Genomic DNA, 26,581 nt, shown 5'->3' with positions numbered 1-26,581 from the left:
CCAGGCCGTGAGCGGCGATCCCAAAAAGCAGAGCTGGAATTTCTCAAGTCTAAACAGCGCTCAAGACCGCCGCTTCTACTCCGGCGGGCGCGGCCCGGGAGGCCTCTTCTTGTTAGAGGTCGCGGAGATACCCGGCCGGCTTCTGGCCGAGGATGCGCCATGTCCCGGCGAGGCCCAGAACGATCGTGACCACGATCGCCGCCGCCGCGACGCCAAGGGCGCCGCCCATGGGCCACTCGAAGGTGAGCTTCATGAGGCGCGACACGATCCACCACGCCGCGCCGGCTCCGGCCAGCGCGCCGAACACCGCCGTGGCGAGGCCGAGCAGGCCGTATTCCAGCAGGAAGGCGGCGAGCAGCCGCCCGCGCGTCGCCCCCAGCGTCTTCAGCACGACCGCGTCATAGACGCGCGAGCGGCGCCCCGCCGCGAGGGCCCCGGCCAGGACAAGCACGCTCGCCACCACGGCGACCGCGCTGGCGCCCCGGATGGCCAGAGCGAGCTGCCCGACGACGTCGTTGATGGCGTCGAGCGCATCCTTGACCCGCACGGTGGTGACGTTGGGGAAATCGCGCGCCATGGCGGCCACGACCGCCTGCTCGCGTTCCTGCGGCGCGCCGCCCGGGAAGGTGACGGTCGACAGGTCCGAATGCGGAGCCCCGGCGAAGGCCGACGGCGAGAACACCATGACGAAATTGATGCCCAGCGACTGCCACTCCACCCGGCGCAGATTGGCGATGCGGGCCGTGATGTTGCGCCCGAGCACGTTGACGGCGATCGGGTCTCCGACCTGCAGGCCAAGCCCCTTGGCGAGTTCGTCGTCGAAGGAGACCAGCGGCGGACCCTTGTAGTCCGGGGCCCACCATTCGCCCGCGGCCAGGACGGAGCCTTCCGGCAGCGTCGCCGCATAGGTGATGCCCCGGTCGCCCTCCAGCACCCAGGTCGCGTTCTCGGCCGCCTTGACCTGCGCGGCCGGAACGCCCTTCAGCGAGACGACGCGTCCGCGCATCATCGGCACGCGCTCGATCTTCGCGCCCTTGGCGACGTCCTGCAGCAGCGCGTCGAAGCGGTCCGCGTCGCCGGACGGGATGTCGAGGAAGAAGAAGCTCGGCGCCCGCTCTGGGAGGGAGCGCGTGAGCTGGCCGCGGATGGTGGCGTCGACGAGCGAGAGCGTCACCAACAGGGTGACGCCGAGCCCCAGCGACAGCACGAGCGAGGGCGTCAGCGCGCCCGGCCGGTGGATGTTGGCGATCGCCATCCGCAGCTCCGTGCGCCGGACGCGCGGCGCGCGCCGGGCCGCGGCCATGATGGCGGAGGCGACGAGGCGCAGCAGGACGAAGGAGACCGCCGTTCCCACCACGGCCGCCATGGCGACGCGCCGGTCATAGCTGAACAGGACGGCGCTGCCCGCCAACGCCGCGACCGAGAGCGCCAGGGCGGCCTGATAGCGCTTGCGCGGCCAGCGGGAGTCCGGCGCGACCTGGTCGCGGAACAGGCCGGAGACGGAGATGTCGTGCACCCGGCTCAGCGGCCAGAGCGAGAAGGCCAGCGCGGTGAACAGGCCGTAGAGCGCGGCCGTGGCGAGTTCGCGTCCATAGACATGCGGCTCGAGCGGGATCGGCAGCAGCCCGCCGAGGCTGCCGGCCAGCGCATAGGGCAGCACCGCCCCGATCGCCAGGCCGACGAGGACGCCGAGCCCGGCCAAGGCGAGGATCTCGATGAGCGCGATGGCGAAGACGCGGCCGCCGGTGGCGCCGAGGCTCTTCAGCGTCGCCAGCGAGGCGCGGCGGCGGTCGACATAAGCCGACACCGCATTGGCGACGCCGACGCCCCCGACCACCAGCGCGGCGAGGCCGACCAGCGTGAGGAACTGGCTGAACCGCTCGATGTTCTTGGCGAATTGTGGGGCCGCGTTCACCCGCGACCGCACGTCGAAGCCCGATTCCGGCAGCGCCTTCTCGACCGCGGCGGAGAAGCGGGCCAGGGCCGCGTCGTCGGAGCTCGGCAGGATCAGCCGGTAGGACCAGCGCACCAGACTGCCCGGCTGAAGCAGGCCGGAGGCCCGGAGCGCGTCCTGCGAGAGCAGCAGGCGCGGGCCGAAGGAGATGCCCGCCGCCAGCTTGTCGGGCTCGGATTCGACGGTGGCGCGCAGCAGGATGCGAGCGTCGCCCAGCCGCACCACCGCGCCCGGCTTCAGGCCCAGCCGCGTGAAGAGGGCGGCGTCGGCGGCGGCGCCGAACGCCTCGCCCTCCCGGGCGACGAGCGCGTCGGGGGCCATCGGCGGATCGACGGCGAGCGTCCCGACGGAGGGGTAGCCGCCATCCACGGCCTTGATCTCGACCAGCGCGGTCTGGGCTTCGCCCACCCGCACCATGGCCCGCATGGTGGCGACGCTGGCGAGGCGGCCCTGCGAGGCCAGGAACGCCTTCTCGGCGTCGGTCGCCTCGCGCTGCAGAAGGCTCGCCGAGACGTCGCCGCCCAGGATGGTGCGGCCCTGCCCGGCGAGGCCGTCGCCAAGCGACCGGGCGACCGACCCCACTCCGGCGATTGCGGCGACGCCGAGCGCGATGCAGGCGAGGAAGACGCCGAAGCCGCGCAGGCCGCTGCGCAGGTTGCGGAAGGCCAGCCGGAAGGTCACGGCGAGCGCCGTCGCCGTGGTCTGGGGCGGGGCGGGGCCGCGCAACGGTTCGCGGCGGGCGGAGGCGCGGACGGTCCCGTGCATGGTCAGGCCCGGCCGGCGGTGAGGGCGGCCGAGCGCTCGGCGTCGATGGCCCCGGAGCGGAGCGCGATGGTGCGGTCGCACTGGCGGGCGAGGCCGGGATCATGGGTGACGAGCACCAGCGTGGCCCCGCGCTCGCGCTTCATGCGGAACAGCAGGTCGACGATCTGCGCGCCGGTGGTTTCGTCGAGATTGCCGGTCGGCTCGTCGGCCACCAGGATGGCGGGGTTCGGGGCCAGCGCCCGTGCGAGCGCGACGCGCTGCTGCTCGCCGCCGGAGAGCTCCGCCGGGTAATGGGCGAGCCGGTGGCCGAGGCCCACCTGCTGCAGCTCGGCCTCGGCCCGCTCGAACGCGTCCGGCGCGCCCGAGAGTTCGAGCGGGACCGCGACGTTCTCCAGCGCCGTCATGGTCGGAAGCAGGTGGAAGGACTGGAACACGATGCCGACGCGCCGGCCACGGAACCGCGCCAGCGCGTCCTCGTCCAGGGGCCCGAGATCCTGCCCGTCGATGCGCACCACGCCGGCGTCCTGGCGCTCCAGGCCGGCCATCACCATGAGCAGCGTCGACTTGCCCGAGCCGGACGGGCCCACCAGCCCCACGGCCTCGCCCTGCTCCACCGCGAGCGAGACGCCGCGCAGGATGTGCACCCTGGCGGCGCCGCGCCCCAGGCTGAGATCCACATTTTCGAGTTCGATCGCCTTGACCATGTCGCCGCCCGTGCCGATGTCACGGCCATGAATGATGTCCACATGGCCCGATCGCCGATGACCGCCGACGCCGCGGCGAAACCGTCATCATCTTCGACCGTACCCCAATATGGGCGTTCGGCCCGCATGCGCCAGCCGGGCGGGGCGTTTCGTCCCAGCGCGGCCTGGCGGATCGTGGCCGCGGCGCTGGGATTCGCCATGGCCTTTCTGCTCTCCGGCGCGGCCGTCCAGGCCCGCACCTTGCGGGTCGTCGCGCTCGGCGACAGCCTCACGGCCGGCTACATGCTGCCGGGCGACGCCGCCTTCCCGGCCCAGCTCGAGAAGGCCCTGCGCGCCAACGGCCTCGACGTGGAGGTCGCCAATGCGGGGGTCTCGGGCGACACCGCCTCGCAGGGGCTGGCCCGGCTGGACTGGTCGGTCCCCGACGGCACCGACGCGGTGATCCTGGAGCTGGGCGCTAATGACGCGCTGCGCGGGATCGACCCGTCGGTCACCCTCAAGGCGCTGGACGAGATCCTCGCGCGCCTGAAGGCCCGGGGCGTGCCGGTGCTGATGGCCGGCATGTATGCGCCGCGCAACATGGGCGCCGAGTACATCCAGGCGTTCGACGGCGTGTTTCCCCAGCTCGCCGCCAAGCACGGGGCGGCGTTCTATCCCTTTTTCCTCGACGGGATTGCGGGCGACCCCAAGCTGAACCTGAAGGACGGCCTCCATCCCACCCCCGAGGGCGTCAAGGTGATCGTGTCGCGCATCCTGCCCAGCGTGACGGCCTTCCTGGCGGGCCTGAAGCCCAGCGCCTCCTAAGCCTGTTCCCTATGCGGCATGGCGCGCCCGCGTCGAGCGGGTGGCGCGCGGGCGCGTTCCGTGCTTCAAGCCGGGCCTGTTCCGGCCGGCCCTCGCGGCGGGCCGCGCCTATCGGAGAGCGACATGGAAAAGCGTCCCCTCGGCCGCACCGGCCTGAAGGTCAGCCTCATCTGTCTTGGCACCATGACGTGGGGCCAGCAAAACACCGAGGCCGAAGGGCACGAGCAGATGGACTACGCCCTGGACCAGGGCGTGAACTTCTTCGACACCGCCGAGCTCTACTCCATCCCGCCGCGGGCCGAGACGCAGGGCTCCACCGAGCGCATCGTCGGCAGCTGGTTCGCCTCCCGCAAGACGCGCGACAAGGTGATCCTGGCCACCAAGGTCATCGGCCGCAGCGAGATGGACTGGTTCCGGGACGGGCGGATCCCCGGCGAGCTCAACCGGGCGCAGATGACCGAGGCTCTCGACAAGAGCCTGAAGCGGCTCCAGACCGACTATATCGACCTCTACCAGCTGCACTGGCCGGACCGTCCGATGCCGTGGGGATCCAACCCCACCGTGTACCGCCAGGCTGATTTCGCCGGTCCCGAGAACCCGATCGAGGAGGTCCTCGCGGTGCTGGGCGACTTCGTGAAGGCCGGAAAGGTGCGTCACGTCGGCCTCTCGAACGAGAGCGCCTGGGGGACAATGAAGTTCCTGCAGGCCTCCGACGCGCGGGGACTGCCGCGCGTGGCCTCGGTGCAGAACGCCTACAACCTCCTGAACCGCACCTATGAGGTGGCGCTGGCGGAGATCTCGATGCGCGAGCAGGTGGGCCTGCTGGCCTATTCGCCGCTGGCCCAGGGCTTCCTGACGGGCAAGTACCTGCACGGCGCCCGCCCGGCCGGGACGCGGACCACGCTGTTCAACCGCGGGCAGCGCTACCAGAAGCCCGGCGCCGAGGAGGCCATCTCGCGCTACGTGGCCTTGGCGCGGGACTGGAGCATGGATCCGGCGCAGATGGCGCTCGCCTTCGTCAATGCGCGGCCGTTCCTGGCCTCCAACATCATCGGGGCGACCTCGATGGACCAGCTGAAGACCGACATCGCGTCGGCGCAGGTGAAGCTCGCGCCGGAGCTGGAGGCCGCCATCGACGCCATCCACCAGATCCACCAGAATCCGTGTCCCTGACGGCGGGTTGTTGAAACCCGCGTGGGGCCGACGCGATTGTCCGCTGCGGGCCGATTGAGAATCACGACCGGCTCCACCATTCTGCAGGGGCGGAGCCGTCGGGCGCGCTCCGCGACGAGCACGGTCCAGTCCGCCCGTGACCGTTACGATAGACGGCCCGGGCGAGCGCTCCGGGCCTCAGAGGGGAGGGCAGGATGCCGCGTCTCTTCACTGGTCTCGAGGTCCCGCCCGATATCGCCACCTCCCTTTCGAGCCTTCGGGGCGGGCTGGTCGGCGCGCGATGGATCGACGTCGAGAACTACCACGTCACGCTGCGCTTCATGGGCGACATCGACGAGCACTACGCCCGCGACGTCTACCACATGCTGGCGGGCGTCCGGCGGCGGCCGCTGACGCTCACCATCGACGGGCTGACGACCTTCGGAGGCGACAAGCCGCGGGCGCTGGTGGCGAGGATCAAGCCCGACCAGGCGCTCATCGAATTGCAGGCCGAGCAGGAGCGCATCGTCCGGCGGGCCGGACTGCCGCCCGAAAAGCGCAAATTCACGCCGCATGTCACTCTGGCGCGGCTGCGCGACACTACTCCCTGGCACGTCGCCGACTTCCTGGCCGGGCAGGGGCACGTTCCGTCGCGAAGCTTCAAGGCGGACCGCTTCGTGCTGTTCTCCTCCAGGGCCTCCACGGGAGGCGGGCCCTATATCGTGGAGGCCGCCTACCCGCTGGGCTGATCGGGGATTTCGTCCCGGCGTCGTGATGGCGTATGAACGCCGGAGCACGGGAGAACGCCATGGCGACGCGCTTGAGCGAGACGGAACGGACGCAGGCGCTGGAGCGCCTGACCGGCTGGGCGCTGGTCGACGGCCGCGAGGCGATCCGCAAGACCTTCGTCTTCCGGGACTTCAACGAGGCGTTCGGGTTCATGACCCGCTGCGCCCTCGTGGCGGAGCGCATGGACCACCATCCGGAGTGGTCCAACGTCTACAAGACCGTGGACGTGACGCTCGCCACGCATGACGCCGGGGGGCTGACCGAGCTCGATGTCCGGCTCGCCCAGGCGATGGACCGCCTCGCCGGACGCTGACGGGGCCTATTTGGGCTGCATGCGCAGCGCGCCGTCGAGCCGGATGGCCGTGCCGTTCAGCATGTCGTTCTCGACGATGGCGCGCACCAGCGCGGCGTATTCCTCCGGCCGCCCGAGCCTGGACGGGAAGGGGATGCCGGCCTCCAGCGAGGCGCGGATGTCGTCCGGCACGCTCTCGAACATCGGCGTCTGGAACAGCCCCGGCATGATCGTCATCACCCGGATCCCATGGCCGGCGAGGTCGCGCGCAATCGGGAGCGTCATGCCGACCACGCCCCCTTTGGAGGCCGAGTAGGCCGCCTGCCCGATCTGCCCGTCCTCGGCCGCCACGGACGCGGTGCAGACGATGACGCCGCGTCCGCCGTCCGGCGTCACGGGGTCCAGCCCGGCCATGGCGGCGGAGCACTTGGCGATCATCTGGAAGGTGCCGGCCAGGTTGATGGCCAGCGTGCGGGCGAAGGTGGCGAGGTCGTGGGCGACGAACTCGCCCGTATCGCGCTTGCGCGAGACCGTGCGCTTGCCCGGCGCCACGCCCGCGCAGTTGACCAGGATGCGCTCCACCCCGTGCGCCGCGCGGGCCTTCTGGAGCGCGGCGTCGACGGACGCCTCGTCGGAGACGTCCGCCGGGCAGAACACGCCGCCGATCTCGGCTGCGACGGCCGGCCCACGCGCCTCGTTCATGTCGAAGATCGCCACCCGGGCGCCCTGCGCGGCCAGCATGCGGGCGGTGGCCTCGCCCAGCCCGGATGCTCCGCCCGTCACGATGGCGGCGATGGCGGCGTCGATCCTCATGGCGTGCTCCCTGGCGTTTCCGCCCCTATCTAGCCGCATCCTCCGCGGGCGGGGAAGCCCGGATCGGCGCGGGGGGAGCGACCCGCCAAGCCTCCGCTGCTTGCAAGCGGGGGCGCCCGGGACCATCTCTCGGAACGTTGCGCGCGACGATCCCGCCGCGCCGACGGAGGAGACCATGACGCAGTCGTCCGACGAACTCCTGGGCCGCAAGCTCAGCCAGGCCGAGATGGATGCGATCCGGCGCGCGGCCCGCGACGAGAAGCGCGTGTTCGCCGACGCATGGCGGCTGCTGAAGCGCGTGGGCAAGACCATCCCGTTCGCCGAGGACGTGCTGGCCGCCTATTACTGCGCTCTGGACCCGTCCACCGAGCGCCGGGTCAAGCTGATCCTGGTCGGCGCGCTGGCCTATTTCGTCATGCCGTTCGACGTGCTGCCGGACTTCATGCCCCTGATCGGCTTCACGGACGACGCCGCCGTCATCGCCACGGCGATCGCCAGCGTCTCGCGCGCCATCAAGCCCGAGCATCGCGAGAAGGCGAAGGCCGCGCTGCAGTCGGACCTCGGGGCCTGAGCCTCGTCACATCCTGACGAGCACCTTGCCGGTCGCCTTGCGATCGGCGAGGAGCCGGATCGCCTGCGCGGTCTGGTCGAGGGGAAGGATAGTCGAGGCGTGAGCCTTGAGGCGGCCCTCGGCCGCCCAGGCGAAGATCTGGCGGATGTTGGCGGCGTTGCGGGCCGGCTCCTTGTCGGCGAAGGCGCCCCAGAAGACCCCCTGCACGTCGCAGCCCTTCAGCAGCATGAGATTGAGCGGGATGCGGGGAATGTCTCCGGCCGCGAAGCCCACCACGAGGAAGCGGCCCTTCCAGGCGATCGCCCGCAAGGCGAGCTCGGACAGGTCGCCGCCCACGGGGTCGTAGACGACGTCCACTCCCTTGCCGCCGGTCAGGCTCTTCAGGCCCTCCTTGAGGTCGCCGGCCGAGTAGTCGAACGTCTCGTCCGCGCCATGCTGGCGGGCCAGAGCGAGCTTGTCCGCCGAGGAGGCGCAGGCGATGACCTTGGCGCCCAGGATGGCGCCGAGCTCCACGGCCGCGAGGCCGACCCCGCCCGCCGCTCCCAGCACCGCCAGGGTCTCGCCCGGCTGCAGCCTGGCGCGGTCCTGCAGCGCGTGCAGCGACGTCCCGTAGGTGACCAGCAGCCCGGCCGCGACCTCGTCCGGCAGTCCGTCCGGGACAGGGATGAGCCGCCCCGCGGGGGCGACCACCTTGGTCCGGCAGGCGCCGTAGCCCACATAGCCGGCCACCCGCTGGCCGATCTGAAACCCCTCGACGCCTTCGCCCAGCGCGGCCACGCGGCCCGCGAACTCCGCCCCCGGCGAGAAGGGCAGTTCGGGCCGGACCTGATAACGGTTCTGGATGATCAGCGTGTCGAAGAAGTTCAACGCCGTGCAGGCGACGTCGACCAGGACGGTCCCGGGCCCCGGCGTCGGATCGGGCAGGTCCTCGACGGTCAGGCTCTCGGGAGGGCCGAAGGCCCGGCACAGGACGGTGCGCATGGCGGTGCTCCTTCGCGTTCTCAGGTCAACGGGCGCGCCGGCCGGCGGTCATCCGGCTTCCACGACGCCGTCGGCCTCCAGCCGCTTGCGCAACCGGCCGAAGGCGAGGCGGATGCGCGACTTGACGGTGCCGAGCGGCAGCCGGACCTTCTCGGCGATCTCGCTATGCGACAGGCCGTCATAGAAGGCCAGCCGGACGAGATCGAGCTGTTCCGGGGGCAGGCTCACGAGGGCATGGCGCAACCGCTCCTCGCGCTGCTGCAGGTCCAGCATGCGGTCGGTCTGCGGGTCGTCGGGAATGTCGAGATCGGCCTCGAGCGGGTCCATGAAGTCGACCCGGTCGCGCCGGAGCATGTCGATGCGGCGGTTCCGGGCGATGCGGTAGAGCCAGGTCGGGACGGAGGACTTGGCAGGGTCGAACTGCTCCGCCTTGCGCCAGAGCGTGACCATCACCTCCTGGGTGAGTTCCTCGGCCTGGCCGGACTCGGCGCCGAGGCGCAATAGGTAGGCGTTCAGCCGGGGCGCGAAATGGTCGAACAGGCGCGCAAAGGCCTGCCGATCCTGCCGTTGTGCGACGGCGGACACGAGTGCGGCCAGTTCTTCGTGGGAGCTCAACGCGATATCTCTGCAATTCCTCGGCAGGCCTCGCCCCCGGCAGACCGGCCATGCCCGATCCCGTTCGGGACCGTACCGCATGTTGGCATGTCTTGGCGCCGCGCGAAACCATGTCCGTCGCGACGCCCCCTGGCGCGAGAGCCGGGACCTGATGCAATCTACGGCTTAGCGCAAAGGCGCAGCCGCGTTAAACTAGAGCCATGATTCGACTCGCCCCTTCGCGCTCCGGCGCAGTCCTCACCATTCTGGCCCTGTCCATGGCCCTGTCGACGGGTTTCGTCCGGGCCCAGGATGCGACCCCGGCGAAGCCGCCCGCCAAGGCGGCGCCGGCGAAGCCGGCGGGGACGGCCGCCGCGCCCAAGCCCGGGACCACGGCCAAGCCTTCGACGGCGGCCAAGCCCGCAGCGGCTCCGGCCAAGCCTGGCGCGCCCGCGTCCGCGGCGGCCAAGCCCGCAGCCGGCAAGACCACCGCGGCCGGCAAGCCCGGCGCGAAGGCGCCGGCCGCCCCGGGCGGCGGCCAGCCCGTGCAGCTCGAAGTCTTCGGCGATTGGGGCGCGTACGCCTCCAGCACCGGAAAGGGCAAGGTCTGCTACGCCCTGGCGCAGCCCAAGGAGCGCCTTCCCAAGAGCCTCACCCGCGATCCGGGCTATCTCTTCATCGCCAACCGACCGGCCGAAGGGGTGCGCAACGAGGTCAGCATGGTGCTCGGCTTCGCCACCCAGGACGGCGGCGACGGCAAGGCCGTGATCGGCGCCAACAGCTTCGCGCTCGTCACCAAGGGCAACGCCGCCTGGGTGAAGAACGCCGCCGAGGACAGCGCCTTCGTGGAGGCCATGCGCCGCGGCCAGACGCTGACCATCGAGGCGAAGTCGAAGCGCGGCAACAGCTCGACCGACCGCTACGTCCTGAGCGGGCTGACGCAGGCGCTCGACCGCGTCCGCAAGGAATGCCCGTAAGGCCACGGGGCGACGTCCATCCGGGCGCCGCATTGGGGCCATCTTGGTCCCGCATAGGATTCCGCGTTCTCCTGTGATAGTGGATCGGCCCCGGCGCCATGCGCCGGGTCGCCGATTTTCGTGTGTGCGCGCACAGGCGCGCCGGAATCCGGATCCATGACCGCCATCTCGCTCGACATCGCCAGGCCCGATCCCGCCCAGGCTCCGGGGCCGTCCGCCCTGACGCAGCCGGCCGCGTCCGGCGTTCCGCAGAAGCGCTCGCTCGCGGGGGCGACCCGGGCGGAGCTGGCCGAGGCGCTGGCCAGCATCGGCGTGCCCGAGCGTGAGATCCGCATGCGGGTCGGGCAGCTCTGGCACTGGATCTATTTTCGCGGCGTCCAGGACTTCGACGTCATGTCGAGCGTCGGCAAGGGCCTGCGCGCGTCCTTGGCGGAACGGTTCACGCTGGCGCGGCCGGAGATCGTGTCCGAACAGGTCTCCATCGACGGCACCCGCAAATGGCTGTTGCGCATGCCGGCGACCGGCCCGCATGACCGCGGGGCCGAGATCGAGGCCGTTTACATTCCCGAATCGGACCGCGGCACGCTCTGCGTGTCCTCCCAGGTGGGCTGCACGCTGACCTGCACGTTCTGCCACACCGGCACGCAGAAGCTCGTCCGCAACCTGACATCAGCCGAGATCGTGGCGCAACTCATGGTCGCGCGCGACCGGATCGGCGACTGGCCCGGCGGCGTGCGTCCGACCGACGGCCTCGTCCCCGACGCCGAGCGGGCGATCAGCAACGTCGTCCTGATGGGCATGGGCGAGCCCCTCTACAATTTCGAGAATGTGCGCGACGCCATGGAGGTGGTCTCCGACGGCGACGGCATGTCGCTCTCCAAGCGACGCATCACGCTGTCGACCTCGGGCGTCGTCCCGATGATCGGGCGCGCCGGGGACGAGATCGGCTCGATGCTGGCCATTTCGCTGCACGCCGTGCGAGACGACCTGCGCAACGAGCTCGTGCCGCTGAACAAGAAGTACCCCATCCGCGACCTGCTCGAGGCCTGCCGGACTTATCCGGGGCTCAGCAATGCGCGTCGGATCACCTTCGAATATGTGATGCTGAAGGGCGTCAACGACAGCCTGTCCGACGCGCGCGAACTGGTCCGGCTGCTGAAGGGCATCCCGGCCAAGATCAACCTGATCCCGTTCAATCCCTGGCCGGGAACGCGCTACGAGTGCTCCGACTGGGAGCAGATCGAGGCGTTCTCGGAAGTCGTTTTCCGCGCCGGCTACGCGTCTCCGGTCCGCACGCCGCGCGGGCGCGACATCCTGGCGGCCTGCGGGCAGCTGAAGAGCGAAACCGAGAAGCTGCGCGCCCGCGCGAGGCTGATGCTGGAGAGCGGCATCGGGGCCGAGGGAATGTTCGTGTCGCAGGAGGGGTAGCGCCCGTGCGGCGGCTGTTCCTTGGCCTCATCGGCCTGGCGCTGGCGATTCCGGCGGGCGCCGTCTTCCTTGCCGTGGCCGGCCTGCTGGCGCCCGAAACCCGCGACCTGGCGGGGGATCTCACCATTGCGAGCGCGCTGGCTCTCCTGTCCGCCGCGATGAACGGGGAGGGTCCCGACCTCGCCTTTGCGGCGGCGGCCGGCGGGTTCTGGGCGCTCATGACCGCGATGCTATGCCTGCCGCCGATCCTGACCGCCGCCATCGGGGCGGCTGCGGGCGTCGGCTCCTATGTGTGGTACGCCGGCGGCTCGGGCGTGCTGACGATCGCGATCGCGTGGCTCGGGCGCCCGGGCGGGCAGTCGCTCGACACGGCGGACGGCAAGATCCTGGCGCTCCTGTTCCTGACGGGCGCCGTGTCGGGTCTGGTCTATTGGGCCATCGCGGGCCGGGAGATGGGGCCGGTCGGCCCCGCCCCCTCGGCGTCCTGACGCCAGGCGTCAGAACTTCCCTTCCAGGGCCGCCGCGATCTCGTCCAGCACGGCCGGGTCGTCGATCGTGGCGGGAGTGGTGAAGGGGTCCCCGTCGGCGATCTTCTTCATGGCGCCGCGCAGGATCTTGCCGGACCGCGTCTTGGGCAGGCGGTTGACCGTGATGGCAACCTTGAAGGCCGCCACCGGCCCGATGCGGTCGCGCACGAGCTTCACGATCTCCTTCTCGATCTCCAGGGGCGATTTTGAGACGCCGCTCTTCAGCACCACGAAGCCGCAGGGCTGCTCGCCCTTGAGGGCGTCCTTGACGCCGATGACGGCGCATTCGGCGACGTCGGGATGCGACGACAGCACCTCCTCCATGCCGCCCGTCGAGAGCCGGTGGCCGGCGACATTGATGATGTCGTCGGTGCGGCCCATGATGAACAGGTAGCCGTCCTCGTCGATGAAGCCGGCGTCGGAGCTGCTGTAGAAGCCCGGGAACGCGGCCAGGTAGCTCTCGCGGAAGCGGTCGTCCGCCTGCCAGAGGGTCGGCAGGCATCCGGGGGGCAGCGGCAGCTTGATCACCACCGATCCCATGACGTTCGGGCCCACCGGGTGGCCGCCTTCGTCCACCACCTGGACGTCGTAGCCCGGCATCGCCACCGTGGGCGAGCCGTGCTTCACGGGCAGCGCTCCAAGCCCCAGCGGATCGCCGACGATGGGCCAGCCGGTCTCCGTCTGCCACCAGTGGTCGATGACCGGAACGCCGAGGATGTCCTCGGCCCATTTCACCGTGTCGGGGTCGGCCCGTTCGCCGGCCAGGAAGAGGGCGCGGAACCCGCCGAGGTCGTAGCGCTTCAGGTGCTCGGCGCCGGGATCCTCCTTCTTGATCGCCCGGAACGCGGTCGGGGCGGTGAAGAGGGTGCGGATCTTGTATTCGGAAATCATGCGCCAGAACGCGCCGGCGTCCGGCGTGCCCACCGGCTTGCCCTCGTAGACCACCGTCGTGCAGCCCACCAGCAGCGGGGCGTAGACGATGTAGGAGTGCCCGACCACCCAGCCGACATCCGAGGCGGCCCAGAAAACCTCTCCGGGCCGCGCGTCGTAGAGGTTCGCCATGGACCAGGCGAGCGCGACCATGTGGCCGCCATTGTCCCGGACGACGCCCTTGGGCTTGCCGGTCGTGCCGGAGGTGTAGAGCACGTAGAGCGGATCCGTGGCGGCCACCGGGACGCAGGCGGCGAAGCGGCCGGCGGCCTTCGCCGCCGACGTGGCGACGGCCCAGTCGTGGTCCCGGCCGGCCTGCATGGCGGCGGCGCATTCGGCGCGCTGCAGCAGGAGCACGGCCTCGGGCTTGTGGGACGAGATCGCGATCGCCTCGTCCAGCAGGGGCTTGTAGGCGACGACCCGGCTGGGCTCGACGCCGCAGGAGGCGGCCAGCACGAGCCGCGGCGAGGCGTCGTCGATGCGGGTGGCGAGCTCCTTGGCGGCGAAGCCGCCGAACACCACGGAGTGGATGGCGCCGATGCGGGCGCAGGCCAGCATGGCCACGACCGCCTCGGGGATCATCGGCATGTAGACGATGACGCGGTCGCCCTTGCGGACGCCGAGATCCTGGATCACGGTCGCGAGCGCCGCCACCTCGTCGCGCAGCTCGGCGTAGGTCAAGGTGCGCTTCGCCCCGGTGACGGGGCTGTCATAGATGATCGCGGCCTGCGCGCCGCGGGTCGGGACGTGCCGGTCAACGGCGTTCCAGCAGGTGTTGCACTCGGCGCCGGCGAACCAGCGCCCATAGACGCCCTGGTCGGGATCGAAGATCGTCTCGGCCGGCCTGATCCAGTCGATGGCTTCGGCGGCCTTGGCCCAGAAAGCCTGGGGGTCGGCCTTCCAAGCGGCGTAGGTCTCGGGATAGCGGCTCGCAGTCGCGATCATGGACGATCTCCCCTGTGTCCTGCGCCTGGAGGCCTGGGCGTCCTTGGTCCGGATCTCGGCCCGGCCTCTTGCGGGCCAACCCCGCCGACGGAGCGGCGCGACGGCCGCCTGGCGCTGGAACACGACCTACACCCGCAAGGGCTTTGCGTCAGGAGAGACTTTCGAAGCAAGCCATCCGGCGAGGCGATCCCTCGCGCTTCGGGCGCAGGGCGGGCGCCGCAGCCCTGCGCTGGCCTGGATTGCGCCGATCCGGGGTTGATGCTCAATGCTGGACCGTTCCCGCCTGCTTTTCCCGAGCCTTCCGCGAGTCCCCGCCTTGCCCCCGATCATCGCCGATCCCGGTTTCTACGCCGCGGCCGTGCCCGCCGTGCTGCTGGTCGGCATGTCCAAGGGCGGCTTCTCGGGGCTGAGCCTGCTCTCCCTGCCGCTGCTCGCTCTGGTGACGTCGCCCGTCAAGGCGGCCGCCATCATGCTGCCGATCCTGCTCGTGCAGGACGTCGTGAGCGTCTGGGCCTACCGCAAGAGCTTCGACCGGCGGATCCTCGCCGTGATGCTGCCGGGCTCGTTCCTGGGCGTCGCCATCGGCTGGCTCATCGCCGCCTGGGTGACCGAGGCGATGGTGCGGGTCGGCGTCGGCGTGATCTCGGTCGGCTTCGTGGCGCTGTACTGGCGCCGGCGCTACGCCGCGGGACCGGACGGCGGAACGCCGCCCTCGACGGCGGCCGGCGTGTTCTGGGGAGCGCTCGCCGGCTATACGAGCTTCGTCGCCCATGCGGGCGGGCCGCCCTTCCAGGTCTATGTGCTGCCCCGGCGGCTCTCGCCGGAGAGCTATGCGGGCACGAACACGCTGTTCTTCGCCGTCACGAACGCCGTGAAGGTGATTCCCTATCTGGCGCTGGGGCAGTTCTCGCCCGAGAACCTCGGCACGTCGGCGGTGCTGATCCCGGCCGCGATCGCGGCGACCTTCGTGGGCGTCTGGCTCGTCCGCCGCATCGACGCGAGCCGGTTCTACACCATCATCTACGGGCTCAGCTTCGGGGTCGGGCTGAAGCTGATGTGGGACGGGGTGCGCGACCTGTCGTGACGACGGCGGCTGTCGACCATCGATCCATTGCCGCGGTCCCGGCCCGCCGCTACGGTCCGGCGACAGCGCGTTCGGGGACCGGAAGCAAGCGGCCGGGCCCCAGGAGGGGGAGCGGCCATGGCGTCCGACATCTACGACATCGATCTCGATCGCAATCCGGCGAACCATCAGCCGCTCACGCCGCTGTCCTTCCTGGAGCGCGCCGCGCAGGTCTATCCTGACCACACCGCCATCATCCATGGATCGCTGCGGCGGAGCTACCGGGAGTTCCACGCCCGATCCCAGAGGCTGGCGTCGGCGCTGGCCAAGCGCGGGATCGGCCGCGGCGACACCGTGGCGGTGATGCTCGCCAACACGCCCGCCATGCTCGAATGCCACTACGGCGTGCCGATGACCGGCGCCGTGCTCAACACGCTCAACACCCGGCTCGACGCGCCGATCATCGGCTTCTCGCTCGACCATGGCGAGGCCAAGGTGCTGATCGTCGACCGCGAGTTCTCCCGGATCGTCAAGCCGGCGCTGGAGCTCGCCGCCGTCAAGCCCATCGTGATCGATTATGACGACCCCGAATACACGGGCGCAGGCGAGCGCCTGGGCGAGATCGAATACGAGGATTTCCTGGCGCAGGGCGAGCCCCGCTTCGAGCGGCGGCATCCGGCCGACGAGTGGGACGCGATCTCGCTCAACTACACGTCCGGCACCACCGGCAACCCCAAGGGCGTGGTCTATCACCACCGCGGCGCGGCGCTGCTGGCGCAGGGCAACGTGCTGACCTGCGCGATGGGCAAGCATCCGGTCTATCTCTGGACGCTGCCCATGTTCCACTGCAACGGGTGGTGCTTCCCCTGGTCGATCTCCGCCGCCGTGGGCACGCATGTGTGCCTGCGCTATGTGCGCGCCGCCGCCATGTACGACGCCATCGCGACCCACAAGGTGACGCATCTGTGCGGCGCTCCGATCGTGATGTCGACCTTGCTGAACGCACCGGAGAGCGAGAAAAAGCCCCTGCCGCACCGGGTGGAGTTCTTCACCGCGGCCGCTCCGCCGCCTGAGGCGGTGCTGGCCGGCATGCGCGAGGCCGGGTTCAACGTCACCCACCTCTATGGGCTCACCGAGACCTATGGGCCGGCGGTGGTGAATGACTGGCACGCCTCCTGGGATGAGCTCGATCCGGCCGCCCAGGCCACCCGCAAGGCGCGCCAGGGCGTGCGCTATCTCGCGCTCGAGGCGCTCGACGTGAAAGACCCGCTCACGATGGAGAGCGCGCCGGCCGACGGCGAGACGATCGGGGAGGTCATGTTCCGCGGCAACGTGGTGATGAAGGGCTACCTGAAGAACCGCAAGGCGTCCGACGAGGCCTTCGCGGGCGGCTGGTTCCACTCCGGCGACCTCGGGGTCAAGCATCCGGACGGCTATATCCAGCTGAAGGACCGCTCCAAGGACATCATCATCTCGGGCGGGGAAAACATCTCGTCGATCGAAGTCGAGGACGCGCTGTTCAAGCATCCCGCCGTCCAGGCCGCGGCCGTGGTGGCGAAAGCGGATGAGAAATGGGGCGAGACGCCCTGCGCCTTCGTGGAGCTGAAGCCCGGACGCGAGGCGACCGCGGCGGAGTTGCTGGCGTGGTGCAAGGAGCGGCTGGCCGGCTACAAATGCCCCCGCCACATCGTCTTCGCGGAGCTGCCCAAGACATCCACCGGGAAGGTGCAGAAATTCCGGCTGCGCGAGATGGCCCGCGACGTCTGAGGCCGCCCAAAAACTAAACCGCCGCAGCGCGGTGAGCGCATGCGGCGGAGTACGCAATGTCCGCGCCTTCAATCATGGGCGCGAAGCACTCACAATGGCCATTCAGTGCAGTGTCGGTTTGGCGGAAATACGCAAACGCTCGATCTGGTCCTTGAGCTGAAGCTTCTTTCGCTTCAGTTCCGCGAGCCTGAGATCGTCCCCAGCAGGGGCCCCGATTTCCCGTTCGATCTCCTTTTCGATCGCCTGGTGGCGGCGCTCGAGCTCGGCCAGATGGGACTGCAATGCCATGCGGTACCTCCCGTGTTTTCTGACGTCATCAGTCTGACACAGTCGCGGCCCGACCGGGAAGAGTGATTCGTTCGAAAACGCCCCCCGCGGGCCGTTCTTGTCAGCTAGGGGGCAGGCCCGCCGGTTGCAAGCGCAGCCGTCACAGAGGCGCGAAAAGGCGGCCGCCCCGCGTGCGGCGCCTTGCCGGTTCGGCAGGCTCTGGCATAGTGGTCGGGCTCGCGTCGGCGGGTTGAGGCGAGGCGCATTTCATTACCATGCACAACGAGATGGATGAGTTCGCAGAGGGTCAGCTCGCGGCGGAGCTCGCCCGGCTTCAGACCGAACACCGGGATCTCGACGCCGCGATCTTCGCCCTGGAAGGGATCGCGGCCGCAGACCAGCTGCAGATCCAGCGGCTGAAGAAGCGCAAGCTGCTGCTCAAGGACCAGATCATCCGGATCTCGGACCAGATCACGCCCGACATCATCGCCTGAGAAGGCGGCTGCCGCTCAGGCGCGGCGCGCCTTGGCGGCGTAGAGGCGCCGGTCCACGGCCTCGAGCACGGCCTCGATGTCGAGGCCCGGGTCCAGCGCGAACACCCCGAAGCTGACGCGCACGGCGATCTCCTCGGACCGCCAGCGCAGCGGCGAGGCCGCCAGTTGCGCCTGCAGGGCCATGGCCTTGCCGGCGATCACCTCCTCGTCGGCGTGCCAGAGCAGCATGGCGAATTCGTCGCCCCCGATCCGGGCGAACACGTCCGAGGCGCGCAGATTGGCGGCCAGGATGCCGGCCGCGTGGACCAGAACGGCGTCGCCGGCCGGGTGGCCGTGACGGTCGTTGATCGGCTTGAAGGCGTCGAGGTCGAAAAGCGCCAGCGACACGGGGACGCCATAGCGCTGCGTATAGGACGCCGCGCGCCGCAACTCGCGCAGGAAGCCGCGCCGGTTGAGCACGCCGGTCAGCTCGTCCACATGGGCGAGCTCCTCCAGTTCGCCGATGCGGGCCTTGGCGGCGGCGAGCTCGCGCCGCAGCGCTTCGACGGTGGGATCCGTTGCGCCGGGCGACGGCGGGTCGACGGCTCCCGCGAGGGGTCGGGCGGCGGTCACGTCATCCTTCACGATGGGGCTCGGCTCGGCTTGCGCGCGGGGGTCGCGTCACTATACTCCGCCGCTTCATTTCTGAAGGGCCGCTTAACGCGGCGCGGAGCGTGCAGTATGTCGGGGGCAAAGCCGGTCGCCATCATCATGGGCAGCCAGTCCGATTGGGCGACGATGCGGCACGCCGCCGAGACGCTGGACGGGCTCGGCGTCGGGCATGACTGTCTCATCGTGTCGGCGCATCGCACGCCCGACCGGCTTTATGATTTCGCCAAGGGCGCCCGCGCGTCGGGGTACCGGGTCGTCATCGCGGGGGCGGGCGGGGCCGCGCATCTGCCGGGCATGACGGCGGCGCTGACCAGCCTGCCGGTCTTCGGCGTGCCGGTGGAGAGCAAGGCGCTCTCCGGGCAGGACAGCCTGTTGTCGATCGTGCAGATGCCGGCCGGCGTTCCGGTCGGCACGCTCGCCATCGGGCGCGCCGGCGCGGTCAACGCCGCGCTCCTAGCGGCGGCCGTGCTCGGCCTGCAGGACCCGGCCCTCACGGAGCGGCTGGAGGCCTACCGCGCGCGGCAGACGCAGGCCGTGGCCGAACGTCCCGCGGACGAGCGCTGAGACGATGCTTCACCCCGGGCAGACGATCGGAATTCTCGGCGGCGGACAGCTCGCCCGCATGATGGCGCTCGCGGCCGCGCCGCTCGGGCTGCGCTGCCACATCTTCGCGCCCCCGGGCGACAACCCGGCCTTCGACGTCTCGGCGGCGCGGACCGTCGCCGATTACGAAAATCAGGAGGCGCTCGCCGCCTTCGCGGCGGCGGTCTCGGCCGTCACCTATGAGTTCGAGAACGTCCCCGCCGCCACGGCGGCCTTCCTGGCCGAGCGCGTTCCCGTGATGCCAGGCCCCCGGGCGCTGGCCGTGACGCAGGACCGGTTCACCGAGAAGAGCTTCGTGCGCGACATCGGCCTCGGAACGCCGGACTTCCGGGCCGTCGACGACCTGGCCTCCCTGGAGGCGGCCGTGGCGTCCCTGGGCCGTCCCGCCGTGCTGAAGACGCGGCGCTTCGGCTATGACGGCAAGGGCCAGGCCGTGATCCGGCCGGAGACGGACCTGGCCCAGGCCTGGGACACCGTGGGGCGTCAGCCCTCCATCCTGGAGGCCTTTGTGCCGTTTCTGCGCGAGGTCTCGGTGGTGGCGGCGCGCGGACGCGCGGGGGACGTGGCGGCCTACGACGTGTGCGAGAACGCCCATCGCCAGCATATCCTCTCCACCACCACGGTTCCGGCGGACCTGGACGGCGCCGCCATGCACGCGGCGCTGGAGCATGCGGCCCGGATCGCGACGGAGCTCGACTATGTGGGCGTGCTCGCGGTCGAGATGTTCGTGATCGAGGACGACGGGCGCGAGCGCGTGCTGATCAACGAGATCGCTCCTCGCGTCCACAATTCGGGGCATTGGACGATCGACGGCGCAGAAACCTCGCAATTCGAGCAGCATATCCGGGCCGTCGCCGGCTGGCCGCTGGGCTCCACGCGGCGGCGCGGCCGCGTCGTGATGGAGAACCTCATCGGCGACGAGGCCGACCGCTGGCGCGCCTACCTGGCTGAGCCCGGCGTGCATCTTCATCTCTACGGCAAGGCGGAATCCCGGCCTGGACGCAAGATGGGGCACGTCACCCGCGTCATCGCGGAGTGATCGGTTCCCGAACCCAGGCGAACGCCCGAAATTCCAGCAGATCGGGCGTGGACAAGCCTAAGTGATTCTGTTAATCCACCGCATCCCGGCGAAGACGTCCAAGCGTCTCGCGCCGAAGCCCTTTCAAATCAAGACACGGGAAAACGACGCGTGCAGGTTCTCGTTCGTGACAACAATGTCGACCAGGCTCTCAAGGCGCTGAAGAAGAAGATGCAGCGCGAGGGCATCTTCCGCGAGATGAAGCTCCGCGGACACTACGAGAAGCCCTCCGAGAAGCGCGCCCGCGAAAAGGCCGAGGCCGTGCGCCGCGCCCGCAAGCTCGCCCGCAAGCGCGCCCAGCGCGAAGGTCTGCTGCCGGCTCCCAAGCCGAAGGTCGTCGGCGGCGCTGCGCGCTGAGACCTTTCCCGGCGCTTTTGCGCCGCGGAACCGACCCGGAATTGACGGCGCCCCGACCTCCGGTCGAAGGGCGCCGCGCGTTTTTCAGGGCTGCCCTCCGGCCCGGTCCAACGCCCTCGCTCCCTCCGGCTCCGGTGTCGTGCGGCTGCAACGGCCCTTGAGAACATGTCCCCCGAGTCGATTTTTACGAGCGCCGGCCACCCATTCGCTCGATTCTGCCCTGACCTGTGACGCTCGCGTGGCCCGCTGGCCCCTGATTCGCTTCGCAGGACGATGAAAGGTCCCGTCATGTCCGTCTCGACCGCTCGCTTCGCCTGGCTCTCGCAAGCCGCCCGCCTCTCCGTCCTCGGCGTCGCCCTGACGGTCGCCGGATGCGAGACCATGGGCCGGGGCATGAGCGGCGCGGGCGTAGCGGAGATGGACGAGGACAAGTCCGGCGCGCAGGCGACGAATATCGGGTCGCTGTCGGACGTCATCCAGCGCAATCCGAACGATCCCAGCGCCTACAACACGCGCGGGGCGGCCTACGCCAAGACCGGGCGTTTCCAGGACGCCATCGCGGACTTCACCAAGGCGGTCCAGATCAATCCGGGCTTTGCGCCGGCCTACACCAACCGCGGCCTGGCCTACCGGCAAATCAACAAGGGCGACGCGGCGCTGGCCGACTTCTCGCGCGCCATCCAGGCCGATCCGAATTACGGCCCCGCCTATCTTGGCCGCGCCAACCTGCTGCGGGCGCAGAATAATTACAACGAGGCCTTCGCCGACCTTTCGCAGGCGATCCGGCTCAGCCCGGAATCGGCGCAGCCCTATCACGCGCGCGGGCTCATCTATCAGCGCCAGGGCCAGCACAAGCAGGCGATCAACGACTTCGACGCCGCGATCGATCGCGATCCCTTCGCGGGAGCGCCCTATCAGGCGCGGGCCACCAGCCTGATGGCGGTCGGTAAATACGAGCAGGCGGCGGAGGACTTCAACGCCGCCCTCAACGTCGACAACCGCAGCGCCGACGCGTGGGCCGGCCGCGGAATGGCCTATGAGAAGCTGGGCGACAAGGCGAAAGCGACGGAGTCCTACCAGCGCGCGCTGGTGGTGGACGCCAGCAACGCCGCCGCCAAGGACGGCCTCTCCCGCCTTGGCGGCGGACGCAGCGCGGGCGGGTTCTTCTGAGGGCTGGCCCGGCCGCTCTTGGAGCGTCAGAGCGTCCCGATCACTATCCTGACAGCAAAAAGGCCGGCGCGATGGCCGGCCTTTCGCTTGTCTTCCAGCCGTCGGCGCCTCAGTGCGCCATGGCCTTGTTGATCTCTTCCACCATCTTCTTGGCGTCGGCGAAGAGCATCAGCGTGTTGTCCTTGAAGAACAGCTCGTTCTCGACGCCGGCGTAGCCGGAACCCATGCCGCGCTTGATGAAGAGGACCGTCTTGGCCTTCTCGACATCCAGGATGGGCATGCCGAAGATCGGCGAGGTCGGGTCCGTCTTGGCGGCCGGATTGGTGACGTCATTGGCGCCGATCACGAAGGCGACGTCGGCCTGGGCGAACTCGGAGTTGATGTCCTCCAGCTCGAAGACCTCGTCATAGGGCACGTTGGCCTCGGCCAGGAGCACGTTCATGTGCCCGGGCATGCGGCCCGCCACCGGGTGGATGGCGTATTTGACCTCCACGCCTTCCTTCTTGAGGTTGTCGGCCATCTCGCGCAGCGCGTGCTGCGCCTGGGCCACCGCCATGCCGTAGCCCGGCACGATGATGACCTTGCTGGCGTTCTTCATCATGAAGGCGGCGTCGTCGGCCGAACCCTGCTTGACGGGGCGCGTCTCCTTGGCGCCCGCGCCGGCCGCGGCCTGCTCGCCGCCGAAGCCGCCCAGGATCACCGAGATGAAGGAGCGGTTCATGCCCTTGCACATGATGTAGGACAGGATCGCGCCCGAGGAGCCCACCAGCGCGCCGGTGATGATCAGCGCCAGGTTGCCCAGCGTGAAGCCGATGCCCGCAGCCGCCCAGCCCGAGTAGGAGTTCAGCATCGAGACGACGACCGGCATGTCCGCGCCGCCGATCGGGATGATGATCAGGCCGCCCAGCACGAAGCTCACGAGGGCGATGAGCCAGAACACCGCCAGCGACTCGGTCCGGACGAAGATCACGATGAGCAGCAGCAGCAGCGCCGCCAGGCCTGCGTTGATGAGGTGGCGCTGCGGCAGCATGATCGGGCGTCCGCCCATGTTGCCGTTGAGCTTGAGGAAGGCGATCACCGAGCCGGTGAAGGTGATGGCACCGATGGCCACGCCCAGCGACATCTCCACCAGCGAGGCGCCGTGGATCTGGCCGGGCAGGCCGATGCCGAAGGCCTGCGGGGCGTAGAGCGCGCCTGCGGCCACCAGCACGGCCGCCAGGCCGACCAGCGAGTGGAAGAAGGCGACGAGCTGCGGCATCGCCGTCATGGGGATGCGGCGCGCCACCACGGCGCCGCCGCCGCCGCCGATGGCGAGGCCCAGCAGCACGAGCAGCCAGCCCATCGCGCCCGCGGGCGGCGCGAGCGTCAGCGTGGTCACCATGGCGATGCCCATGCCGATCATGCCGAACAGGTTGCCCTGCCGGCTCGAGGCCGGGGACGACAGGCCGCGCAAAGCCAGGATGAACAGGATGCCGGAGATGAGATACAGAAGGGCCGCGAGATTGGCGCTCATCGTGCTCAGCCCTTTTTCTTGTACATGCCCAGCATGCGCTGGGTGACGAGGAACCCGCCGAAGATGTTCACGCTGGCGAGGATCAGGGCGATGAAGCCGAACACCCGGGCCCAGAGCGGTCCGTCGCCGTTGACGCCGGACGAGTCGACGCCGACGGCCAGCAAGGCGCCGACCACGATGACGGACGAGATGGCGTTGGTGACGGACATCAGCGGCGTATGCAGCGCCGGCGTCACCGACCACACCACGTAGTAGCCGACGAAGACCGCGAGCACGAAGATCGCGAGGCGGAACACGAAGGGGTCGAGAGCCCCGCCGGTCGCCGCATGGGCGGCCGCGCCGGCCGCCGTCGCGACCTGGTCGGCGTAGGACTGGGCGGCCTCGGCGGCGGCGCGCGCGACGCGGGCGGCCTCCTGGGCGCGCTGGACGAGGATGTCAGGGGATTCGGTCGCCATGGTTCAGTCCTCCTCAGGCCATCGGCCCGGCGGGGGCGGGTGGGACGGGCGCAGCGTCCGCCGCGACGGGGGCCGGAGCGGCCTCCGGCGCCGGCTGCGTCGTCTTCGGCATGAAATTGGGATGCACCACCGCCCCGTCGCGGGTGAGGTTGGTGGCCTTGACGAGTTCGTCGTCCCACTTGACGGCGAGCGACTTGGAGCCCTTGTCGATCATCGTCTCGAGGAAGTTGAAGAGGTTCTTGGCGTAGAGGCTCGACGACGTGGCGGCGAGGCGCCCCGGCACGTTGAGATGGCCGACGATCTTGACGCCGTTGGGCGTCCTGACGACTTCGCCGGGCTTGGCCAGGGCGACGTTGCCGCCGCGCTCGACCGCGAGGTCGATCAGCACGGAGCCGGGCCTCATCGAAGCGATCATCTCCTCGGAGACGAGCTTCGGCGCAGGGCGGCCCGGGATCAGCGCCGTCGTGATCACGATGTCCTGCTTGGCGATGTGCGAGGCCACCAGCGCGGCCTGCTTGGCCTGGTACTCCTTCGACATCTCCTTGGCGTAGCCGCCTGCCGTCTGCGCCTGCAGGAACTCCTCGTCCTCGACGGCGAGGAACTTGGCGCCGAGCGACTCCACCTGCTCCTTGGTGGCGGGCCGAACGTCGGTGGCGGTCACCACCGCTCCGAGCCGGCGGGCCGTCGCGATGGCCTGCAGGCCGGCGACGCCGACGCCCATGATGAAGATGCGGGCGGCCGGCACGGTGCCGGCGGCGGTCATCATCATCGGCAGCGCGCGGCCATATTCGGCGGCCCCGTCGATCACGGCGCGGTAGCCGGCGAGGTTGGCCTGAGACGACAGCACGTCCATCACCTGGGCGCGGGTGATGCGGGGCATCAGCTCCATCGCGAAGGAGGCGAGCCCGGCGTCCGCCATGGCCTTCAGCGCCGCGTCGGCCCCGTAGGGGTCCATGATGGCCAGCACGATCGCCCCGCGCTTCATGGCGCGGGCCTCGTCGGCGTTGGGGCGGCGCACCTTGAGAACGACGTCGGCGTCGGCGAGCGCGGCGGCGGCGGAAGGCTCCGTCACGGCCCCGGCGGCTTGGTACTCCGCGTCGGTGACGCCGGAGGCGAGCCCAGCGCCGGCCTCGATCGCCACCGTCGCGCCGAGAGCCACGAGTTTCTTCACCGTTTCCGGCGTGGCGGCGACGCGATCCTCGTTCGGATCGGTCTCTTGAATCACGGCGATGCGCATCGCGGGAACTCCGCTGGCGGGCGGCGCCCGAGTCGAGCGCGCGGGGGAGGTGAAGTCACGCCGGGGAGTGCGGCTGGTCAGCCGCCCGGCGGGAAGGCAAGGACGTCAGAGAAGGAAGATGGCCATGCCGGCCACGATCGCGATCGCGACCATCGTGCCGTATTTGGCCAGGGACACGAACAGCGCGTAGGTCCGCTCGTGCTCGGCGTAGTCCATCGCGGGGTGGCCGCCCTGGGCCGTGTGGTGTTCAGCCATTTTGTTTCCTCGGAAGACGAAAGCCGGACGGGTAAGTCCCTGTCCGCGTTTAGCGCAAGCGGCGCCCGCGCGCAATCGGACAGGGCCGTTCCGGGCGTGGAAACAGCTTCAATTTAAATCGTTTTAGCTTAGGGCGGGCTCAGGTTGCGCTGATCCGGATCGCGGCGGCGGCCGCCAACGCCCCGAGCACGACGGCGAAGAGCGAGAGGCCGCACAGCACCAGGAACGGCGTCAGGAACGGCACCGTCCCGCCGGTCGCCGCGTGGGCGGCCGAAACGCCGAAGATCAGCACCGGGATCATCAGCGGCAGCACCAGGATGGACAGCACCAGTCCGCCCCGCCGCAGGCTGGCCGTCAGCGCGGCCCCGATGGCGCCGATGAAGGTCAGCGCGGGCGTTCCGACCAGCAGCGTGACGCACACGGCCGCCATCGCGTCGGGGGTCAAGGCCAGCAGCAGCCCGAACACGGGCGCAGCCAGCGCCAGCGGCAGCCCGGTGCCGGCCCAGTGGGCGAAGCCCTTCACCAGCACGATCAGCTCCAGCGGCGTGCCGCTCATGCGCAGGAGATCGAGCGAGCCGTCCTCCGCGTCGGCCTGGAAGAGCCGATCGAGGCCCAGCAAGGTGGCGAGCGCCGCCGCGATCCACAGGATAGCGGGGCCGATGCGGGCGAGCAGGTTGAGGTCCGGACCGATCGCGAAGGGCACCATCGTGACCAGGATGAGGAAGAACACGAGGCCCATCGCGCCGCCGCCGCCGATGCGGGCGGCGAGGCGGAACTCCCGCAGGGCGAGCGCGGCGAGCGGCGACGTCACGCGTGCGCTCCGGCCGGGGGCGCCCCGATGCGGAGCGTGGCGACGCCGTCGAGGCCGAGCGGCGCGTGGGTGGCGGCGAGCACGATGCCGCCCCGGGCGAGGTGCCCCCGGACCAGATCGGCGAAGACGGCCTGCGAGGCGGCGTCCAGCGCGGAGGTCGGCTCGTCGAGGAGCCAGACCGGCCGGTCGGAGACGAGCAGGCGGGCCAGCGCCAGCCGGCGGCGCTGGCCCGCCGACAGATAGGCGCAGGGCAGGTCGGCGGCGTGGTCGAGGCCCAGGCGCTCCAGCGCCTCGTCCGGGCTCAAGGCGGGCTCGCCCAGCATGGCGCGCCAGAAGGCCAGCGTCTCGTGGGGCGTCAGCGACGGCTTCAGCGCGTCGCGATGCCCGACATAGTGGGACTGCTCGCCCAGCGTGCGGTCGTCGTGTCCCTCGTCCACCAGGATGCGGCCGGAGGCCGGGTCCAGCAGGCCGGCGAGGATCTGCAGCAGGCTGGACTTGCCCGCGCCGTTGCGCCCGACCAGGGCCAGCGCCTCGCCGCCGTCCACCGCAAAGCTCACGCCCGAGAAGACGGGGCGGCCGGAGCGTTCACAGACAAGGTCCTCGACGACGAGACGCATGCGGTTCGGGGGCCCGA

General features: G+C 70.2%; 29 protein-coding genes. 15 read left to right on the top strand and 14 right to left on the bottom strand.

The features are described from left to right. Window positions 1-112: 112 nt before the first annotated feature. Both ABEG18_RS19765 and ABEG18_RS19760 read right to left on the bottom strand, forming a co-directional pair. Window positions 113-2,719 (bottom strand): ABC transporter permease, encoded by a 2,607-nt coding sequence (locus tag ABEG18_RS19765; RefSeq protein WP_406854755.1) that lies wholly within the window; start codon window positions 2,717-2,719, stop codon window positions 113-115. Window positions 2,720-2,721: 2 nt separating this feature from the next. After that, entirely contained in the window at window positions 2,722-3,423 is a 702-nt protein-coding gene (locus ABEG18_RS19760) for an ABC transporter ATP-binding protein (protein WP_406858653.1), read from the bottom strand. A gap of 126 nt (window positions 3,424-3,549) precedes the next feature. Between ABEG18_RS19760 and ABEG18_RS19755 the strand changes: the two genes are divergently transcribed. The 4 genes from ABEG18_RS19755 to ABEG18_RS19740 all read left to right on the top strand — a co-directional run bounded on the left by ABEG18_RS19755 (window position 3,550) and on the right by ABEG18_RS19740 (window position 6,481). Then, entirely contained in the window at window positions 3,550-4,227 is a 678-nt protein-coding gene (locus ABEG18_RS19755) for an arylesterase (RefSeq protein WP_406858652.1), read from the top strand. 123 nt (window positions 4,228-4,350) lie between these two features. Next, window positions 4,351-5,400, top strand: a complete 1,050-nt coding sequence (locus ABEG18_RS19750) for an aldo/keto reductase (RefSeq protein WP_406854754.1) — start codon at window positions 4,351-4,353, stop codon at window positions 5,398-5,400. Between the two features lie 194 nt (window positions 5,401-5,594). After that, window positions 5,595-6,128, top strand: a complete 534-nt coding sequence (thpR, locus tag ABEG18_RS19745; protein WP_406854753.1) for an RNA 2',3'-cyclic phosphodiesterase — start codon at window positions 5,595-5,597, stop codon at window positions 6,126-6,128. Between the two features lie 59 nt (window positions 6,129-6,187). Next, window positions 6,188-6,481, top strand: coding sequence for a 4a-hydroxytetrahydrobiopterin dehydratase (locus ABEG18_RS19740; RefSeq protein WP_406854752.1), 294 nt, complete (start codon window positions 6,188-6,190; stop codon window positions 6,479-6,481). Between the two features lie 6 nt (window positions 6,482-6,487). Here the strand turns inward: ABEG18_RS19740 and ABEG18_RS19735 are convergent, their stop codons facing one another. Next, window positions 6,488-7,273: an SDR family NAD(P)-dependent oxidoreductase gene (locus ABEG18_RS19735; RefSeq protein ID WP_406854751.1), complete on the bottom strand. Its 786-nt coding sequence runs from the start codon at window positions 7,271-7,273 to the stop codon at window positions 6,488-6,490. 226 nt (window positions 7,274-7,499) lie between these two features. Here ABEG18_RS19735 and ABEG18_RS19730 point away from each other — a divergent pair, with 226 nt between their 5' ends. Then, a complete protein-coding gene (locus tag ABEG18_RS19730; protein ID WP_406858651.1) occupies window positions 7,500-7,844 on the top strand; it encodes a YkvA family protein in 345 nt (114 codons plus the stop codon). A gap of 6 nt (window positions 7,845-7,850) precedes the next feature. On the opposite strand, the gene ABEG18_RS19725 is transcribed toward ABEG18_RS19730, so the two are convergent. Beyond that, entirely contained in the window at window positions 7,851-8,825 is a 975-nt protein-coding gene (locus tag ABEG18_RS19725; protein ID WP_406854750.1) for an NADPH:quinone oxidoreductase family protein, read from the bottom strand. A gap of 48 nt (window positions 8,826-8,873) precedes the next feature. Then, on the bottom strand, window positions 8,874-9,440 hold the full coding sequence (locus tag ABEG18_RS19720) for a sigma-70 family RNA polymerase sigma factor (protein WP_406854749.1): 567 nt from the start codon (window positions 9,438-9,440) through the stop codon (window positions 8,874-8,876). 200 nt (window positions 9,441-9,640) lie between these two features. Between ABEG18_RS19720 and ABEG18_RS19715 the strand changes: the two genes are divergently transcribed. From ABEG18_RS19715 to ABEG18_RS19705, 3 genes are all read left to right on the top strand, one after another. Next, entirely contained in the window at window positions 9,641-10,396 is a 756-nt protein-coding gene (locus ABEG18_RS19715; protein ID WP_406854748.1) for a hypothetical protein, read from the top strand. A gap of 156 nt (window positions 10,397-10,552) precedes the next feature. Next, window positions 10,553-11,824, top strand: a complete 1,272-nt coding sequence (gene rlmN / locus ABEG18_RS19710) for a 23S rRNA (adenine(2503)-C(2))-methyltransferase RlmN (RefSeq protein WP_406854747.1) — start codon at window positions 10,553-10,555, stop codon at window positions 11,822-11,824. A 5-nt stretch (window positions 11,825-11,829) separates the two neighbouring features. Beyond that, entirely contained in the window at window positions 11,830-12,312 is a 483-nt protein-coding gene (locus ABEG18_RS19705) for a hypothetical protein (protein ID WP_406854746.1), read from the top strand. A gap of 9 nt (window positions 12,313-12,321) precedes the next feature. On the opposite strand, the gene ABEG18_RS19700 is transcribed toward ABEG18_RS19705, so the two are convergent. After that, entirely contained in the window at window positions 12,322-14,226 is a 1,905-nt protein-coding gene (locus tag ABEG18_RS19700; protein WP_406854745.1) for a propionyl-CoA synthetase, read from the bottom strand. 316 nt (window positions 14,227-14,542) lie between these two features. Here ABEG18_RS19700 and ABEG18_RS19695 point away from each other — a divergent pair, with 316 nt between their 5' ends. Beyond that, complete coding sequence (locus tag ABEG18_RS19695; protein ID WP_406854744.1) at window positions 14,543-15,310, top strand: sulfite exporter TauE/SafE family protein; 768 nt, start codon at window positions 14,543-14,545, stop codon at window positions 15,308-15,310. Window positions 15,311-15,427: 117 nt separating this feature from the next. Continuing rightward, a complete protein-coding gene (locus ABEG18_RS19690; RefSeq protein WP_406854743.1) occupies window positions 15,428-17,056 on the top strand; it encodes an acyl-CoA synthetase in 1,629 nt (542 codons plus the stop codon). 102 nt (window positions 17,057-17,158) lie between these two features. On the opposite strand, the gene ABEG18_RS19685 is transcribed toward ABEG18_RS19690, so the two are convergent. After that, window positions 17,159-17,344, bottom strand: a complete 186-nt coding sequence (locus tag ABEG18_RS19685; protein WP_406854742.1) for a YdcH family protein — start codon at window positions 17,342-17,344, stop codon at window positions 17,159-17,161. A 266-nt stretch (window positions 17,345-17,610) separates the two neighbouring features. On the opposite strand from ABEG18_RS19685, the gene ABEG18_RS19680 reads away from it, so the two are divergent. Then, window positions 17,611-17,817, top strand: coding sequence for a YdcH family protein (locus ABEG18_RS19680; protein ID WP_406854741.1), 207 nt, complete (start codon window positions 17,611-17,613; stop codon window positions 17,815-17,817). 15 nt (window positions 17,818-17,832) lie between these two features. On the opposite strand, the gene ABEG18_RS19675 is transcribed toward ABEG18_RS19680, so the two are convergent. Next, on the bottom strand, window positions 17,833-18,429 hold the full coding sequence (locus tag ABEG18_RS19675; protein ID WP_406854740.1) for a GGDEF domain-containing protein: 597 nt from the start codon (window positions 18,427-18,429) through the stop codon (window positions 17,833-17,835). Between the two features lie 108 nt (window positions 18,430-18,537). On the opposite strand from ABEG18_RS19675, the gene purE reads away from it, so the two are divergent. The 4 genes from purE (at window position 18,538) to ABEG18_RS19655 (ending at window position 21,676) form a co-directional block, all read left to right on the top strand. Further along, window positions 18,538-19,032 carry a 5-(carboxyamino)imidazole ribonucleotide mutase gene (gene purE / locus ABEG18_RS19670; RefSeq protein ID WP_406854739.1) on the top strand — a complete coding sequence of 165 codons (495 nt, stop codon included), beginning with the start codon at window positions 18,538-18,540 and terminating at the stop codon, window positions 19,030-19,032. A 4-nt stretch (window positions 19,033-19,036) separates the two neighbouring features. After that, window positions 19,037-20,110, top strand: a complete 1,074-nt coding sequence (locus ABEG18_RS19665; protein WP_406854738.1) for a 5-(carboxyamino)imidazole ribonucleotide synthase — start codon at window positions 19,037-19,039, stop codon at window positions 20,108-20,110. Between the two features lie 150 nt (window positions 20,111-20,260). Next, entirely contained in the window at window positions 20,261-20,506 is a 246-nt protein-coding gene (gene rpsU / locus ABEG18_RS19660; protein WP_188519455.1) for a 30S ribosomal protein S21, read from the top strand. Between the two features lie 288 nt (window positions 20,507-20,794). Continuing rightward, entirely contained in the window at window positions 20,795-21,676 is an 882-nt protein-coding gene (locus ABEG18_RS19655) for a tetratricopeptide repeat protein (RefSeq protein WP_406854737.1), read from the top strand. Between the two features lie 109 nt (window positions 21,677-21,785). On the opposite strand, the gene ABEG18_RS19650 is transcribed toward ABEG18_RS19655, so the two are convergent. The 6 genes from ABEG18_RS19650 to ccmA form a co-directional block, all read right to left on the bottom strand. Continuing rightward, entirely contained in the window at window positions 21,786-23,189 is a 1,404-nt protein-coding gene (locus ABEG18_RS19650) for an NAD(P)(+) transhydrogenase (Re/Si-specific) subunit beta (RefSeq protein WP_406854736.1), read from the bottom strand. A 5-nt stretch (window positions 23,190-23,194) separates the two neighbouring features. Beyond that, on the bottom strand, window positions 23,195-23,644 hold the full coding sequence (locus tag ABEG18_RS19645; protein WP_406854735.1) for a proton-translocating transhydrogenase family protein: 450 nt from the start codon (window positions 23,642-23,644) through the stop codon (window positions 23,195-23,197). 13 nt (window positions 23,645-23,657) lie between these two features. Further along, window positions 23,658-24,881: a Re/Si-specific NAD(P)(+) transhydrogenase subunit alpha gene (locus ABEG18_RS19640; protein ID WP_406854734.1), complete on the bottom strand. Its 1,224-nt coding sequence runs from the start codon at window positions 24,879-24,881 to the stop codon at window positions 23,658-23,660. Window positions 24,882-24,986: 105 nt separating this feature from the next. Beyond that, on the bottom strand, window positions 24,987-25,136 hold the full coding sequence (locus ABEG18_RS19635) for an aa3-type cytochrome c oxidase subunit IV (RefSeq protein WP_406854733.1): 150 nt from the start codon (window positions 25,134-25,136) through the stop codon (window positions 24,987-24,989). Window positions 25,137-25,275: 139 nt separating this feature from the next. Beyond that, a complete protein-coding gene (gene ccmB / locus ABEG18_RS19630; protein WP_406854732.1) occupies window positions 25,276-25,947 on the bottom strand; it encodes a heme exporter protein CcmB in 672 nt (223 codons plus the stop codon). Beyond that, window positions 25,944-26,564 carry a heme ABC exporter ATP-binding protein CcmA gene (gene ccmA / locus ABEG18_RS19625; RefSeq protein ID WP_406854731.1) on the bottom strand — a complete coding sequence of 207 codons (621 nt, stop codon included), beginning with the start codon at window positions 26,562-26,564 and terminating at the stop codon, window positions 25,944-25,946. Before ccmA ends, ccmB begins: the two co-directional genes overlap by 4 nt. Window positions 26,565-26,581 lie beyond the last annotated feature (17 nt).

The sequence above is a fragment of the Alsobacter sp. KACC 23698 genome (genome assembly GCF_045348435.1).
Taxonomy (GTDB): domain Bacteria; phylum Pseudomonadota; class Alphaproteobacteria; order Rhizobiales; family Beijerinckiaceae; genus Alsobacter.
The sequence above is the reverse complement of the archived record's forward strand: the minus strand, read 5'-3'. Positions and strand labels throughout refer to the sequence as shown.

What these genes read in the sequence shown, in the direction of transcription:
- ABEG18_RS19765 (WP_406854755.1), bottom strand. Translation starts at nt 2,719, where the DNA reads ATGCACGGGACCGTCCGCGCCTCCGCCCGCCGCGAACCGTTGCGCGGC.
- ABEG18_RS19760 (WP_406858653.1), bottom strand. Translation starts at nt 3,423, where the DNA reads ATGGTCAAGGCGATCGAACTCGAAAATGTGGATCTCAGCCTGGGGCGC.
- ABEG18_RS19755 (WP_406858652.1), top strand. Translation starts at nt 3,550, where the DNA reads ATGCGCCAGCCGGGCGGGGCGTTTCGTCCCAGCGCGGCCTGGCGGATC.
- ABEG18_RS19750 (WP_406854754.1), top strand. Translation starts at nt 4,351, where the DNA reads ATGGAAAAGCGTCCCCTCGGCCGCACCGGCCTGAAGGTCAGCCTCATC.
- thpR (WP_406854753.1), top strand. Translation starts at nt 5,595, where the DNA reads ATGCCGCGTCTCTTCACTGGTCTCGAGGTCCCGCCCGATATCGCCACC.
- ABEG18_RS19740 (WP_406854752.1), top strand. Translation starts at nt 6,188, where the DNA reads ATGGCGACGCGCTTGAGCGAGACGGAACGGACGCAGGCGCTGGAGCGC.
- ABEG18_RS19735 (WP_406854751.1), bottom strand. Translation starts at nt 7,273, where the DNA reads ATGAGGATCGACGCCGCCATCGCCGCCATCGTGACGGGCGGAGCATCC.
- ABEG18_RS19730 (WP_406858651.1), top strand. Translation starts at nt 7,500, where the DNA reads ATGGATGCGATCCGGCGCGCGGCCCGCGACGAGAAGCGCGTGTTCGCC.
- ABEG18_RS19725 (WP_406854750.1), bottom strand. Translation starts at nt 8,825, where the DNA reads ATGCGCACCGTCCTGTGCCGGGCCTTCGGCCCTCCCGAGAGCCTGACC.
- ABEG18_RS19715 (WP_406854748.1), top strand. Translation starts at nt 9,641, where the DNA reads ATGATTCGACTCGCCCCTTCGCGCTCCGGCGCAGTCCTCACCATTCTG.
- rlmN (WP_406854747.1), top strand. Translation starts at nt 10,553, where the DNA reads ATGACCGCCATCTCGCTCGACATCGCCAGGCCCGATCCCGCCCAGGCT.
- ABEG18_RS19700 (WP_406854745.1), bottom strand. Translation starts at nt 14,226, where the DNA reads ATGATCGCGACTGCGAGCCGCTATCCCGAGACCTACGCCGCTTGGAAG.
- ABEG18_RS19690 (WP_406854743.1), top strand. Translation starts at nt 15,428, where the DNA reads ATGGCGTCCGACATCTACGACATCGATCTCGATCGCAATCCGGCGAAC.
- ABEG18_RS19685 (WP_406854742.1), bottom strand. Translation starts at nt 17,344, where the DNA reads ATGGCATTGCAGTCCCATCTGGCCGAGCTCGAGCGCCGCCACCAGGCG.
- ABEG18_RS19680 (WP_406854741.1), top strand. Translation starts at nt 17,611, where the DNA reads ATGGATGAGTTCGCAGAGGGTCAGCTCGCGGCGGAGCTCGCCCGGCTT.
- purE (WP_406854739.1), top strand. Translation starts at nt 18,538, where the DNA reads ATGTCGGGGGCAAAGCCGGTCGCCATCATCATGGGCAGCCAGTCCGAT.
- ABEG18_RS19665 (WP_406854738.1), top strand. Translation starts at nt 19,037, where the DNA reads ATGCTTCACCCCGGGCAGACGATCGGAATTCTCGGCGGCGGACAGCTC.
- ABEG18_RS19655 (WP_406854737.1), top strand. Translation starts at nt 20,795, where the DNA reads ATGTCCGTCTCGACCGCTCGCTTCGCCTGGCTCTCGCAAGCCGCCCGC.
- ABEG18_RS19650 (WP_406854736.1), bottom strand. Translation starts at nt 23,189, where the DNA reads ATGAGCGCCAATCTCGCGGCCCTTCTGTATCTCATCTCCGGCATCCTG.
- ABEG18_RS19645 (WP_406854735.1), bottom strand. Translation starts at nt 23,644, where the DNA reads ATGGCGACCGAATCCCCTGACATCCTCGTCCAGCGCGCCCAGGAGGCC.
- ABEG18_RS19640 (WP_406854734.1), bottom strand. Translation starts at nt 24,881, where the DNA reads ATGCGCATCGCCGTGATTCAAGAGACCGATCCGAACGAGGATCGCGTC.
- ABEG18_RS19635 (WP_406854733.1), bottom strand. Translation starts at nt 25,136, where the DNA reads ATGGCTGAACACCACACGGCCCAGGGCGGCCACCCCGCGATGGACTAC.
- ccmA (WP_406854731.1), bottom strand. Translation starts at nt 26,564, where the DNA reads ATGCGTCTCGTCGTCGAGGACCTTGTCTGTGAACGCTCCGGCCGCCCC.